Here is a 13600-nt window from a genome sequence, read left to right on the forward strand (position 1 = left end):
TCACCGACAGGACTTACCGATATGAACTCTCTGTTTCGATTTGTTCGCGCGCGGCATCGCGCCGCGCGCAAGGCCGCAAACTTGCTGATTGCCAGCGCTCTGGCATTGGGCCTTGCTGCTCCCGCCTTCGCCGAGCCGCCGCTCGACAAGACCGAGATCCGCTATCAGGGCTGGGCTGGGCAGGTAACGTTCATAGAGCTCGCCGACGATCTCGGCTATCTCGCTCCGCTGAAGCTGAAGTGGGTCGGTAACACAATCAGCGGCCCGCAAGACATCCAGACCGTCGTGACCGGCGATATCGACATCGGGGGTGCCTTCTATGGTGCGATCCTCAAGCTGATCGCGGTAAAGGCGCCGATCAAGGCGGTCGTCGGCTATTACGGCTCCGATGACAATACCTATAATGGCTATTACGTGAAGGCGGACAGCCCGATCAGGACGGCGCGCGACCTGATCGGCAAGAAGGTCGCCGTCAACACATTAGGTGCGCATCTGGAGTTCGTGCTCCGCGAATATCTTGCCCGCAACGGTCTGACCCCGGCGGAGGCCAAGCAGGTGATGCTGGTGGCAATCCCGCCGGTGAGCGGTGAGCAGGCGTTGCGCCAGGGACAGGTCGAGGTGACAACGCTGAACGGCGTCTTACGCGACAAGGCACTGGAACGTGGTGGCATACGCAGCCTGTTCGCCGACACGGATCTGTTCGGCAATTTCACGGGCGGGTCCTATGTGCTGCGGGACAAGTTCATCAGGGACAACCCCGAAGCATCCCGCAAGCTCATCGAGGGCGTGTCCCGCGCCATCGCATGGGCGCAGACCACTCCGCCCGAGGACGTCCGTGCGCGCTTCGAACGCATCATCTCCGAGCGCAAAAGGAATGAGGATGCCACGCCGATCAAGTACTGGAAGAGTACCGGCGTTGCGAGCAAGGGCGGCCTGATCTCGGATGCCGAGATACAGGTGTGGATCGACTGGCTGGAGAAGGATGGCCTCTTCAAACCGGGCCAGATCAAGGCCTCTGACACCTACACCAACGCCTTCAACTATTTCCGCCCCGGCAAGACCGCGGAGGCGCAATGAGCTCGGTCAAAATCAGCTTCGAGCACGTCCGTAAGGAGTTCGTGACCCGAGGTCAGGGGAGCGGTCCTGCGGACCGCTTCCCCGCCCTGGAAGACATCACGCTAGATGTTCACACGGGCGAGTTCCTGGCCCTGGTTGGCCCGAGCGGCTGCGGGAAATCGACCTTGCTCGATTTGCTCGGCGGGCTGACGGCACCGACCAGCGGCCGCATCCTGCTCGACGGGCGGCGGATCACAGGGCCCGCGCGCGACCGCGGCATCGTGTTCCAGCAATACGCACTGTTTCCCTGGCGCACCGCCTTGGAGAATGTCGAGTTTGGACTCGACATCGCCGGGCTCAAAGCGGCGCAGCGGCGGGAGATCGCGCGGCATTTCCTTGACCTCGTCGGCTTATCCGACTTTGCCCGTCATTATCCGCACGAACTCTCCGGCGGCATGAAGCAGCGCGTCGCGATCGCGCGCAGCCTCGCCTATGATCCGGAGGTTCTGCTGATGGACGAGCCGTTTGCCGCGTTGGATGCACAGACGCGCGAGACGCTCCAGACCGAACTGCTGGGGATTTGGCGCGCGACCGGCAAGACTATCGTCTTCATCACCCATGGCATCGACGAAGCCGTCGTCCTCGGCCAGCGCGTGGCCGTGATGACCTCGCTACCGGGCCGGATCAAAGAAGTTGTTGACATTCCAGTGTCGCTACGCGGCGAGTCCGACGACGTACGTTCGCTGCCGGAATTCGGCCATGTCAGGCACGAGGTCTGGAACCTGCTCCGCGAAGAAGTGCAGAAGGCCCAGCAGGGACAATCGGGCGCGAGCGCCAGTGCGCATCGCGCCGGCCGCATCTTAAAGGAGCTCGCACATGTCTAGCCTTGAAACATTGACGCTGCTGGAGCTCGCGCATGGGCGTCCCGAATCCATGTCTGGTGCGGATCGCCGACCAAGGCCGATCGCCGGCCGGATTCGTGCGACCGTGCGTGGGTTCGGCGCGCTCGGGTGTCGCTCGCTGCTGCTCATTGCTCTGCTGTCGATCTGGGAGGCCGCCCCGCGGCTCGGCCTCGTTGATCCGGTGTTCCTGCCGCCGTTTTCGGAAGTGATTGCCGCTGGCTGGCAGCTCGCGCAGACCGGGGAGCTTTATGACGACGTCTCGGCGAGCCTGCTGCGCGCCCTGAGCGGCTTCCTGATCTCGGTTGCCTTGATCGTTCCGCTGGGACTGCTCGTCGGCTGGTACGCCCGGCTCGGCAATCTCCTCAACCAGCTCATCGAGATCTGCCGCAATACTGCGCCGCTGGCGCTGCTGCCGGTGTTCATCCTGCTGCTCGGCATCGGCGAAATGTCGAAGATCACCATGGTGATCTATAGCTGTGCCTGGCCGCTGCTGCTCAACACGATTGCTGCCGTCAGGCAGGTCGATCCGCTCCTGATTAAGTCGGCGCGGACGATGGGCGCGACGGCGCCACAGCTGTTCCGCAAGGTGATCCTTCCAGCGGCACTTCCGACCATCTTTGTCGGCATTCGCCTTGCCAGCGCCTCCGCCATGCTGGTGCTGGTCGCCTCCGAGATGGTCGGCGCCAAGGCGGGGCTCGGCTATCTCATTATCAACAGCCAGTACAGCTTTCTGATCCCGCAGATGTATTTCGGCATCCTGGGCATCACGGTGATCGGGCTGGCGTTCAATGCCGTGCTCCAGACGCTGGAGCGACGCTTCATGCGATGGAAGGCGCTGGTGGCGACATGAGCGCGGGGGCTGATCGTTCGAACGGGGCGACGTGATCAATGACAAACCTAATCAACCGCGCCGAGCGCAGGTCCACATCGGGCGGATCCGTAGAATTTGATGCCGACGTGCTGGTGCTTGGCGGCGGGCCGGCGGGCACCTGGGCTGCGGTGAGTGCGGCTGAGCGCGGCGCGCGCGTCGTTCTCGCCGACAAGGGATTTTGCGGCACATCGGGCGCCACCGCTGCGGCAAGCACGGGTGTCTGGTATGTCGATCCCACACCGGCGGAACGCGAGGCAGCAATGGCGAGCCGCGAGAAGCTCGGTGGCCATCTTCAGGATCGCCGCCGGATGGCCCGCACGCTCGATCTCACCTATCAGCAGAGCAATCGCTTGGCCGACTGGGCTATCCCTATCCCGTTGACGAGCACGGCAAGTCGCACCGCAGCTCGCTGCAAGGCCCAGAATATATGCGCTTGATGCGCAAGCGAACCAAGCAAGCCGGCGTCACCATTCTCGATCACAGCCCGGCGCTCGAATTGCTGGTCGATGATGCCGGCGCGGTCGCCGGTGCGAGTGGCTTGCGATGGTGCGCGCCAAGGCGGTGGTGATAGCGACCGGCGGCTGCGCGTTCCTCAGCAAGACCTTGGGATCGAACATGCTGACCGGCGACGGCTATCTGATCGCTGCCGAAGTTGGGGTCGAATTCAGCAGCATGGAATTCTCCAACCCATATGCCATCTCGCCGGCATTCGGCTCGATCACCAAGACGCTGTTCTATGCGTGGGCGACGTTCACGTATGAGGTCGGCAGCGTGGTGCCGGGCGCGGCATCCAAGGGCGGACGATCGGCGATCGCCCGCGCTCTGCTTCAGGGCCCCGTCTATGCCAAGCTCGACAAGGCCGATGCCGACACGCAGCGGCACATGCGCGCCTCGCAGCCGAACTTTTTCATTCCATTCGACCGCACTGGGATCGACCCGTTCACCGATCGCTTTCCGGTGACCCTGCGGTTGGAAGGCACCCTCCGCGGCACCGGCGGTCTTCGCATCGTCGACGACACCTGCGCCACGAGCGTGGCAGGTCTCTATGCGGCGGGCGATGCCGCCACGCGCGAATTGATCTGCGGCGGCTTCCCCGGCGGTGGCAGCCAGAACGCCGCCTGGGCGATGTCCTCGGGGACGCTGGCGGGACAGGGCGCCGCTGCGTACGCCAGGCAAGTCGTGACGATCGCCGCGAGGAAGTTGTCCTCGGCGGGAAAGGTCGGCTTTCGCAGCCGCTCGCAACGCGCGTTCGAACCGGCCGCGCTGACGAGGGCCGTCCAGGACGAGGTCTTTCCATATGAGCTGAACGATTTCCGCGACGCGTGCCGGCTCGATGGCGCGCTGGCCCGCCTTGACACCAGATGGCGTGAGGCTTCCGAAGCGGATGCAGCTGACGCCGTCGAGCTGTTGCGCGCGCGCGAAAGCGCGGCGATGCTGGCCACCGCGCGCTGGATGTACCTTAGCGCGCTGGCGCGTCGGGAAAGCCGCGGCATGCGAGCTCTATTGTCCCGAGGACGCGATCTATGTCTCGCCATTTGCAGATGAGAGCCAGCCGGTCGAGCTCATTGCGCTCAGGCAGACGGATATAATGGGTAGCTACCGACGGGCTGTCGGATGGACCAGCGACGCAAAAGATCGCCGAAGCGCCGATCGCAGCTTCCTCCTTTTCGGTCATTAGAAGACTGCGACTACAATCAGCATGTCGAAGCCGGGCCGCGCTGGCGCGAGCAGATCTAAGCGTTTGCCCATTCAAGATCGAGCTTCATTTCCGGCGTTGGCTCCGGGCTGTCGACGGTGGGTGGCTGGAAACGGGCTTGGAGCTCGATCAGCATCCGTGGCGTGCGATAGACGCAACAAACTTGTGGAGTGGGCAAGCGAACTGTCAACGCGAGGCATTCGTCACCCACTTTGAGCAGGCGCTGACAACGCGGTCACTGCCAAAAAAGATCGCGATCGACACCAATCACAGAAAACATCCGCTGAGCCAAGGCAGGCGGCGCAGATGCAATCAGCATGTAGAGCGCCCAACCTAACCAACCTCTCATTGTTCACTGCTAGAAAAGCCGGTATAGCGCGCTGGGACCGGAAGTCGCCGGGGAGGTGAAGCTTGCGTCATTATGATGGCCATGCTCGAGCGGGTCGAGGTACTACCAAGCCGCGGCGGCCGCTTCTGTAGCAATGGCTTCTTGCGCGCGGCGGAAGGCCCCTCTAACCGCACGTCGCCCGTGCCCTTAGAAGTCCATTGCGCCAGGACCGGCGGGGACGGGTTGGCCGGCTCCATCCTTCTTCTTGGGAGTTTCGGCGACCATGGCCTCTGTCGTGATCAAAAGACCGGCAATTGAAGCTGCGTCCTGTAGCGCGGACCTTACGACCTTGGTCGGGTCGATGATGCCTTTCGCGAACAAATTACCGTATTCAGCTGTTTGGGCATCGAAGCCCCAGGCGTAGTCCTTGCTCTCAAGCACCTTTCCGACCACGATCGATCCATCTTCGCCCGCATTCTCCGCGATCTGCCGCGCGGGCCAGGTGAGCGCTCGCTTCACGCTTTCCAGGCCGTGGTGCTGATCGTCGTTTGCGGGCTTGAGCTTCGCCAAGGCCATCGTGGCCCGCAGCAGCGCCACTCCGCCGCCCGGAAGAATACCTTCTTCAACGGCGGCGCGCGTTGCATGCATGGCGTCGTCGACGCGGTCTTTCCGCTCCTTGACCTCGATTTCGGTAGCGCCCCCCACCCGGTCACGGCGACTCCGCCGGCAAGCTTTGCCAGCCGTTCCTGCAGCTTTTCACGATCATAGTCGGAGGTGGTGTCTTCGATTTCAGTTCTGATCTGCTTAATGCGCGCCTCAATCTCCGATTTCTTGCCGGCACCGCTGACGATGGTCGTATTGTCCTTGTCGATCGAGACCTTCTTGGCGCGTCCCAGCATATTGAGCGTGACGTTCTCGAGCTTCGTGCCGAGTTCCTCGGAGATGAAGTTGCCGCCAGTAAGGATCGCAATATCCTGCAACATGGCTTTGCGCCGGTCACCGAACCCGGGCGCCTTGACAGCGGCGACCTTCAATCCAGCCCGCAGCCTGTTCACGACAAGCGTCGCAAGTGCCTCGCCTTCTACGTCTTCGGCGATGATAAGCAGGGGCTTGCCGCTCTGCACGATGGCTTCCAGCAAGGGCAGCATCGGCTGCAACGCGGAAAGCTTCTTTTCATGGATGAAGATGTATGGTTCGTCCAGCTCGGCGCGCATCTTTTCCACGTTGGTGGCAAAATGGGGCGAGATGTAACCGCGGTCGAATTGCATGCCTTCGACGACCTCCAGCTCGGTCTCGAGTGACTTGGCTTCCTCCACCGTGATCACCCCCTCGTTGCCGACTTTCTTCATTGCATCGGCCAGGAAGCGTCCGATTTCCTTATCGCCATTGGCGGAAATCGTCGCGACCTGCGCTATTTCGTCGTTTGACGTAAGCTTCTTAGTATTCTTTCTTAGCTCATCGACGACCGCGTCGACCGCGAGATCAATACCACGCTTAAGGTCCATGGGATTCATCCCAGCTGCGACCGCCTTGGCGCCTTCACGGACAATTGCATGTGCCAGAACGGTAGCAGTGGTTGTGCCATCGCCAGCCTGGTCGGAGGTCCTTGAGGCAACCTCGCGGACCATCTGTGCTCCCATATTCTCGAACTTGTCCTCGAGCTCTATTTCCTTCGCAACTGTTACGCCGTCCTTGGTAATGCGAGGTGCACCGAAGCTCTTTTCAAGCACAACATTGCGACCCTTCGGACCTAGCGTCACCTTGACGGCATTGGCCAGAATGTCGACGCCACGCAGCATTTTGTCGCGGGCCTCTGTCGAAAATCGTACCTCCTTTGCGGCCATGATGGTCTCTCCCAAACGCTTACCTGCGCGATCTCAAGATCTCGTGCTCCATGCCCTTGAACGTAACGACATCGGGCCGTGGGCTTTTTCTCGCCGCTCGGCGCAATCATGCCGTTAGTTCACCTGAATGGCTCGCGGCTTCGCTTTCTCTGCCAACGGCAGCATGAGCGATAGCACTCCGTCCTTGAGTTCGGCTGCGATTTTGCTCTGGTCGATCGTACCGAAAAGTCGGAAGCTTCGTGAAAAGTGGCCGACATTGTACTCGGTGTACACTGGCTGTAGGCCGCGGTATTTGGAGAAGTCTAGCTTCCCGTCGACTTTGAGCACGTCGTCCTCCACTCGGACGTCAACGCTATTCTTGTCAACTCCCGGCATTTCGAGAACTACGTTAAGCCCATCTTTGGTCTCATAGATGTCCGCGTCGGGTACGAAGATCCGTGCCGGGATGGTGGTCTCTTCCTTCTTCTCCAATTCCCGCTTTTGAGCGACCTGCAGTTCCTTCCTAGAGGCCATGGTCATATCTCCTCAAAGTTGCTCGTCGTCCCGTACTGATGAACAGGTGGCGACAGATTGCGCTTCAGGTGATCTTGATGCTGCGTGGCTTGTCGCTTTCCGCTCGCGGCAGGAATACTGCCAAGATGCCGTCCCGATACTCGGCCCTGATACCATTGGAGTCGATCTGGACGGGGACCGACAGCGTTCGATCGAACTCGCCAGAGGCGCGCTCACGTCGATGCAGGCTTGCCTCCTCGGGATAGTCGACCGTTTTTTTCCCAAAGATGCGGATGGAATTGTCCTTAGCCTGGATTTGCAGGTCGCTCTTGTTGACACCCGGCAACTCGATGATGGCCAGGATGTCATCGCCCTGCTGGAAAACGTTGATTGGTGGGAATGGGCCGCGACTAGTGGTGAGATCCTGCAGCCAGTCGCTGGCTAAGCTCGCTTCAAGCGAGCGTTGTAGATCGAGCAGCGTGTCGAATGGATCAGCAAATCCCATGATCATCTTTGCAACCCCTTTTAGCTTGTTGACGGGGCGAGAAGGGTCATGGTCGCCCCTCAAAGCTGTGATTTGGGACGGCGAGTGGTACTGTCAAGAGGGCGAGTGCTAACCAGGGAAGACGCATGCCTCGTCTCTATAACGTATTGAGTCTTAATAAGAAACACTCTGCGAGGATGGCGCAGCTCGGGATTAGCAGCTGCTGTTCCCGACGCAGCGATGGCTCGTGTTGCCCATCCAGCTGCGCCGACGACATCACGAGAATGAGGCCGACATCCTAACGCCAATGCCGTCCACGTCGACCAGTCTGGAAACGCCACGCGGATATCCACGAGGCCAACCTACGGTTCCTTGCGCTCAGTTGGGCGTTTCGTGGCGCGGCTCATCCGATCGCCGCGTGATCGACCGCGCGCGCAGCGTGGTCAAGATCATCGAGGGGATGTCTTGCCGCGTCAGCTAGCCTCTGCGACAGCGATCAATCCCGAGCGCTAACTTCACGGTATCGCTCCGGCGAGGGCCGCCTTCATTGGGGCGTGAGATGATTTTCGGATTAATTTGCCAGCAAATGAGCAAAGGTGACACCGGGATGGCAGCGTCGCCGCACGGGGTTCGAGGGCAAATTCGGCTAAACGGAACATGCCGCTTGCGGCTGTTCTGAGGAAGAGTATGTATACGTATCTTTATCTGGATCAAAGATACGGATACAGCTCATGGAGCGCGGTTCGGAGGCCACCTTTCAGTTAGGACAGCTCCTGCGGGATGCCAGGAAACAAGCGGGTCTGACTCAAGAGCAGGTGGCTGAACGCGCGGGAATTTCCAGGCCGCGGTACCGTGATATCGAGCAGGGCGCGGCCGCAGCCCGTGCCACGACCCTGATCAACGTCGCGCGCGCTGGGTATGGAGTTGATGCTGATCCCACAAGCAATGGCCCGGGCATCAATGTCTGCTTCGCCCTTCCGACGACGAAGACCGAACGGCCTTCACCACCGATAAGGACGGTGATGAATGAGTGTCCAAGTCCGCGGCCCCAACACCATCCAATCGCTCGACGTGTTCCTTCAAAAGCTCAAGGTCGGAACACTCGTCCGCACGCCGGGCGATTTCAACGCTTTCAGCCTGGATCCAGCCTATCGAGCCATGGCAAGGCCTCCAATCTTGAGCCTTTCGTTGCGCTCCGCCGATGGCGGCCTTCGCAAAGATCCGAAGCCCGCAGCGCCACGTCTTGCCGGCATTCTTCGCAAACATGTTGCCTGAGGATAGGCTCCGCGAGGCAATGGAGAAACACCACGCAGGAGCGGTGAGGCCGGGCAACGATTTCGACCTGCTGGCGGCGCTTTGGCACGGACTTGCCGGGCGCCGTGCGCGTCGTGCCCAGCAACGGCACTACCACAAAAGCTGCTCAAAACGAACCACATGTGATCAAAGCTCGTTTTTCCCTGGCCGGAGTTCAGATGAAGCTCTCGGTGATGAAAAACACGGGAAGGGCAGGCGGATTGATCTTGTCCCTCGGCGACGAGCAGGGTCAGTACATTGCGAAATTCCCCTCAACCAATCTTGTCGGATTGTCTGAAAATGAGTTCGCCATCCTGGCGCTCTCGGAGGCAATCGGTATGGATGCGCCTCAACGAGAGCTTGTTGACAAATCGGATTTCGAGGAGATACCTGAAGAGTTCAACACCCTCTCGACCGGTAAACTTTTGTTGGTGAAGCGTTTCGGAGGCCCGAAGGCAGGCGGATACATATCGAGGACTTTGCTCAGGTTTTCGGCCGACCACCATCCAAGAAGTACGATGACGCTTCATACCACGATATAGCCTCCGCACTGAACGTCGCGGTGTCGACAGATGCCGCACTCGAATTTGTCTGCCGCCTGGCTTTTGCCGCGCTCGTCGGGAACGGAGACATGCACTTGAAAAATTGGTCCACGATCTATCCGGGCGATGGTTGCACTCCGGCCATCGCGCGAGTGTATGACGTGCTGTCGACCACGGCCTATTTTCCAAAGGACGACATGGCGCTGTCATTGGGGGGCGAGAAGTCCTTCAAGGCGTCTTACTCCGGATCGTTGGCGGAAGTTTGCGAAGCGGGCGCGGCTACCGGATCCCGCCGTCATCTCGGCCGTCAAGCAAGTCGTTTCATCGGTGAACGATCTTTGGTGGCAGCTTCCTGAGCGGGATGTTGTTCCGACGGCTGTCCTCAAGAAGATCGATGCTAAGATCCGCGAGATGAGCCTGGTTCTGGATCCGAGCTAAGTCTCAAGCCTTTTTGCCCTTCAGGTTCGCGAACATTGCTGGGCCTGGGACGCGCTGACGGCCGACAGCGGCCAATCGGGGGGCGCTGCGAGTGGCTGCAGATAGTTTGTATCGCTCAATTCGTCAGTTCGCGCAGCGCGCCTCGAGCGCATCGACGAAGGCGCGATCCCATCGGCCCTCGCGGATCGCATCGATGGTGCTTTGTTCTTTTTGCTCCTGCGCCAGTGCTTTCTCGATGACCGTTGCGGCCAGGGACGGCGGAAATGCCAGCAGGCCGTCCTGATCGCCGACGATGATATCGCCCGCCTTCACGGGCATCCCGCCGACCGTGATCGGCACATTGATCGCACCGGGACCATCCTTGTAGGGACCGCGATGGGTCACGCCGCGCGCGTACACAGGAAAAGTGCGCTGACGAATCTCCGCAACGTCGCGAATGGCGCCGTCGAGCACCATGCCGGCAAGCCCGAGCGAGGCTGCGCCGAGCGTCATGATGCCACCGACCAGTGCGTTGGAGATATCACCACCGGCATCCACAACCATCACGTCGCCGGGACGGCAGAAGTCGTAGGCACGAAGGATGGCGAGGTTGTCACCGCCGCGCGTCTTCACGGTCACCGCGGTTCCCACCATCGGCGCCGGGGAGTGATAGGGGATTAGCCCAACGCTGCCGCAATTGCGGTGCAGCTGGTCGCTGAGCAGGGCGACTGCGATGGTCCGCAGTTTTGCGATCACCGCGGGATAGACTTGCGGAGCCGAGGGATTCTTTTCGATGCCGGTGTTTGACATGAGGTGCTTCCGATCGGGAGGCTAGCGAAGTTCGGAGACGGCGCGAGCGATGCGGTTGATGCCGTCGTCGAGCACATCGAGCGACGCGGCGATCGAAATGCGGAAGTATGGCGACAAGCCGTAGGCGCTACCTTGGACCACGGCGACGCCAACGCTTTCGAGCAGATACATCGCGACGTCGCCGTCGGTTTTGAGGTGCGCACCGGCAGGAGTCTTTCGACCGATCAACCCGGCGCAATTGACGTAGAGATAAAACGCGCCGTCGGGCGGCAGGCAGCTCAAGCCCTCGATCTGGTTGATGCGCGTCAGCGTGCGATCGCGGCGGCTACGGTAGATCGCGACGCTTTCGGTAACGAAGCTCTGGTCACCGTTGAGCGCTTCGACGGCGGCGGCCTGACTGATCGAGCAGGCGTTGCCGGCGGCCTGCGACAGCAGCGTGTTCAGCGCACCGATCAGATCGGAGGGACCGGCGATCCAGCCGATTCGCCAGCCGGTCATTGCGTAGGTCTTCGACACGCCATTCACCGCAAGCACGCGGTCCGCCAGCTCGGGGGCAGCGTTCAGCAAGTGCGGCGTTGCGCGGCCATCGAAGCGGATGTGTTCGTAGATGTCGTCCGTCATAACCAGCACGTGAGGATGCCGTTCGAGAATGTCGGCCAGCTCGCGATATTCCGCTGCCGAGTAGCTCGCGCCCGTCGGATTCGACGGTGAGTTGATGATTAGCCATCGCGTCTTGTTCGTGATGGCAGCTTCGAGTTGCTCCGGCGAGATCTTGAAGCCTTGGCTTTCCGGGCAGGCGACAATCTTCGGAACGCCGTCGCAGGCGATCACCATATCGGGGTACGACACCCAATAGGGAGCCGGGATGATCACCTCGTCGCCGACCTCGATCGTCGCCTCCAACGAGCTATAGATGCCGCTTTTGCAACCATTGGTGACGATGATGTCGGAAGGGTAGTAGACGAGATTGTTCTCGCGCTTCAGTTTAGCGGCAATGGCCTGGCGGAGCTCGACCGAACCGGCCAGCATCGTGTAGCGGGTTGCGCCCCTGTCCATCGCCTTTGCAGCCGCGGCGCAAATGTTCGCGGGCGTGTCGAAATCCGGCTCGCCAACAACGAGGCTGACGATGTTCTTGCCCTCGCGCTTCAGCGCCATTGCCCGATCGGCTGCCGCCGAGCTGGGCGAGGGCTTGATGCGCCTCACCCGTGCGGAAATACGAGGATGGTTCATTGTGATTGACCCTGGCTAAGCGAGGTGCGACGCTAAAGACTGAGCCGGGCTCTGGCCAACACGAGTTCAATCTGGCCTGATAGGCTTATCTTATGGATGCTCTGCTCGGATCTGGGGCGGACGGCAGTCTGAGGAGAGAACGTGAATCTCAGGCGACTGCAGTACTTCGTGAAGATCGTCGACGTCGGCAGCCTGACGCAAGCCGCCGATGTGCTGCATGTGGCGCAGCCGGCGCTCAGTCAACAGCTCGCGACCCTCGAAGGCGAGGTGCGTCAGCAGCTTCTCGTGCGCACCAAGAGTGGCGTCGTGCCGACCGAGGCCGGCAAGGTGCTGTATCGCCACGCTCAGCTCATCTTGCGGCAATGCGACCAGGCACGCGCCGACATGAACGCGGCTGCAAAGAACATCTCCGGCGCCGTGGCGGTGGGGCTCGCGCCAGGCACTGCAGCGGCAGGATTGGCTCTGCCGCTGCTGCGCACGGTGCGGGCGCGGCACCCCGGCATTTTGCTCTATTTGAATGAGACCTACGGCACCACGCTGTCCGAGCTCGTGATGAACGGTCGAATGGATCTGGCGGTTCTCTACGGCGGCAAGACCGCCGTCCACGGCCTCTCATTCCAGCCGCTGCTGCGGGAGCCGCTTTACCTCGTTGGCCGCGGCAGCATGGTTGCGCCGCCGGCCGAAGTGCCGCTCGCGATGCTGGTCGATACCGACCTTTACCTCGCGCGTCCCTACAATGTCGTCCGCAAGATGGTGAACGACGCTTTCGCGGCCATCGGCAAGGTGCCAAAGGTCGTCGCGGAAATCGAATCCGCCAGCACCCTAACCGCCGTGATCTCCGACGGGCTTGGCGCCACCATCCTGCCTGAATCGATGGCCCGGCAGGTCGCATCCTCCTGCGATGCCTGGCAATCCTGCATCATCGAACCGGTGATCGAGGCGCCGCTGGCGCTGTGCCAGTCCGATCATTTGCCACTCTCCGAACCGGCCCAAGCGATCAAGGAAATCCTGCTAGAGCTTGTGGCCGGTCTGCCGGGAAACCTCCTTGCGCATGAAGAGCGGCCTCAGAAGGCGTCATAGCGCTCTCTTATAGGGGCAAAGCCAATCCGTCTTGGTCGGCAGGAATCGATAGCGCTAGCGTCGAGGCCGGCGTGGCGCATGCAGCGCCACGATCCCCTATGGGTGGCGGAACATGGATTTGGACCGGATCAAGACCATGATCGATGCGATGGCTGCGTCTGATCTGAACGAGGTGGAGTTCAGCGAAGACGGTTGGTCGCTCAGACTGGTCCGACGGGCGCAGGCTGGCGATATGGTTCGGGTACCGGTTAAGACGGTCCCATCCACACACGCCGGGCAGCGGCCAATTCGCGCCGAACCCGGTGTCGCGCCCAAGCGAGAGGCGCATGTCGCAGCGCCCTTGTTCGGAATTGTGCATCTGCAACCGGCGCCGGATGCGCCCGCCTTCGTTTCGGTAGGACAGGCTGTGACGTCGGGAACGACAGTCTGTGTGATCGAGGCGATGAAGATGTTTCACGGGGTTCTCGCCCAACGGGATGGTACGGTGTCGGCGATCCTGGTTGCCTCGGGTCAGGAAGTCGAGGCTGGCCAAGAACTGATACGGTTCGCGTGACC

12 protein-coding genes and 3 pseudogenes are annotated in these 13600 nt (G+C 61.1%); 10 read left to right on the forward strand and 5 right to left on the reverse strand.

Translation table 11 applies throughout. From position 1 onward, the window contains the following. The first annotated feature begins 21 nt into the window (after nucleotides 1-21). The 6 genes from BM374_RS29630 to BM374_RS29645 are packed head-to-tail and all read left to right on the forward strand — an operon-like array spanning nucleotide 22 to nucleotide 4374. Nucleotides 22-1077 (forward strand): ABC transporter substrate-binding protein, encoded by a 1056-nt coding sequence (locus BM374_RS29630; protein WP_092300790.1) that lies wholly within the window; start codon nucleotides 22-24, stop codon nucleotides 1075-1077. Beyond that, nucleotides 1074-1940 (forward strand): ABC transporter ATP-binding protein, encoded by an 867-nt coding sequence (locus tag BM374_RS29635; protein WP_092300793.1) that lies wholly within the window; start codon nucleotides 1074-1076, stop codon nucleotides 1938-1940. Before BM374_RS29630 ends, BM374_RS29635 begins: the two co-directional genes overlap by 4 nt. Beyond that, entirely contained in the window at nucleotides 1933-2808 is an 876-nt protein-coding gene (locus tag BM374_RS29640) for an ABC transporter permease (RefSeq protein WP_092300796.1), read from the forward strand. The genes BM374_RS29635 and BM374_RS29640 overlap by 8 nt, the downstream gene beginning before the upstream one ends. A 38-nt stretch (nucleotides 2809-2846) precedes the next feature. Next, nucleotides 2847-3266, forward strand: a complete 420-nt coding sequence (locus BM374_RS39550; protein WP_244552733.1) for an FAD-dependent oxidoreductase — start codon at nucleotides 2847-2849, stop codon at nucleotides 3264-3266. Further along, a complete protein-coding gene (locus tag BM374_RS40010; protein ID WP_283807097.1) occupies nucleotides 3266-3397 on the forward strand; it encodes a hypothetical protein in 132 nt (43 codons plus the stop codon). Before BM374_RS39550 ends, BM374_RS40010 begins: the two co-directional genes overlap by 1 nt. After that, nucleotides 3373-4374: an FAD-dependent oxidoreductase gene (locus BM374_RS29645; protein WP_244552734.1), complete on the forward strand. Its 1002-nt coding sequence runs from the start codon at nucleotides 3373-3375 to the stop codon at nucleotides 4372-4374. The genes BM374_RS40010 and BM374_RS29645 overlap by 25 nt, the downstream gene beginning before the upstream one ends. 686 nt (nucleotides 4375-5060) lie before the next feature. Here BM374_RS29645 and groL read toward each other — a convergent pair. From groL to BM374_RS29660, 3 genes and pseudogenes are all read right to left on the reverse strand, one after another. Next, nucleotides 5061-6697, reverse strand: a pseudogene (gene groL, locus BM374_RS29650) (chaperonin GroEL). 114 nt (nucleotides 6698-6811) lie between these two features. Then, nucleotides 6812-7210 (reverse strand): Hsp20/alpha crystallin family protein, encoded by a 399-nt coding sequence (locus BM374_RS29655; protein WP_177248618.1) that lies wholly within the window; start codon nucleotides 7208-7210, stop codon nucleotides 6812-6814. Between the two features lie 64 nt (nucleotides 7211-7274). After that, nucleotides 7275-7700, reverse strand: a complete 426-nt coding sequence (locus BM374_RS29660; RefSeq protein ID WP_092300802.1) for an Hsp20/alpha crystallin family protein — start codon at nucleotides 7698-7700, stop codon at nucleotides 7275-7277. A gap of 704 nt (nucleotides 7701-8404) precedes the next feature. Here BM374_RS29660 and BM374_RS29665 point away from each other — a divergent pair. Together BM374_RS29665 and BM374_RS40015 are read left to right on the forward strand one after the other, a co-directional pair. Next, a pseudogene (locus tag BM374_RS29665) lies at nucleotides 8405-8703 on the forward strand (helix-turn-helix domain-containing protein). Beyond that, nucleotides 8700-9946, forward strand: a pseudogene (locus BM374_RS40015) (type II toxin-antitoxin system HipA family toxin). Before BM374_RS29665 ends, BM374_RS40015 begins: the two co-directional pseudogenes overlap by 4 nt. Nucleotides 9947-10069: 123 nt before the next feature. Here BM374_RS40015 and BM374_RS29675 read toward each other — a convergent pair. Further along, complete coding sequence (locus BM374_RS29675) at nucleotides 10070-10735, reverse strand: RraA family protein (RefSeq protein WP_092300806.1); 666 nt, start codon at nucleotides 10733-10735, stop codon at nucleotides 10070-10072. Between the two features lie 21 nt (nucleotides 10736-10756). After that, on the reverse strand, nucleotides 10757-11965 hold the full coding sequence (locus BM374_RS29680) for an aspartate transaminase (RefSeq protein WP_092300809.1): 1209 nt from the start codon (nucleotides 11963-11965) through the stop codon (nucleotides 10757-10759). A 141-nt stretch (nucleotides 11966-12106) separates the two neighbouring features. Here BM374_RS29680 and nac point away from each other — a divergent pair, with 141 nt between their 5' ends. Both nac and BM374_RS29690 read left to right on the forward strand, forming a co-directional pair. Beyond that, on the forward strand, nucleotides 12107-13045 hold the full coding sequence (gene nac, locus BM374_RS29685) for a nitrogen assimilation transcriptional regulator NAC (RefSeq protein WP_092300812.1): 939 nt from the start codon (nucleotides 12107-12109) through the stop codon (nucleotides 13043-13045). 112 nt (nucleotides 13046-13157) lie between these two features. After that, complete coding sequence (locus BM374_RS29690) at nucleotides 13158-13598, forward strand: acetyl-CoA carboxylase biotin carboxyl carrier protein (RefSeq protein ID WP_092300815.1); 441 nt, start codon at nucleotides 13158-13160, stop codon at nucleotides 13596-13598. Nucleotides 13599-13600 lie beyond the last annotated feature (2 nt).

Origin of the sequence: Bradyrhizobium sp. Ghvi (genome assembly GCF_900115265.1) — a bacterium.
Classification (GTDB): Bacteria; Pseudomonadota; Alphaproteobacteria; order Rhizobiales; family Xanthobacteraceae; genus Bradyrhizobium.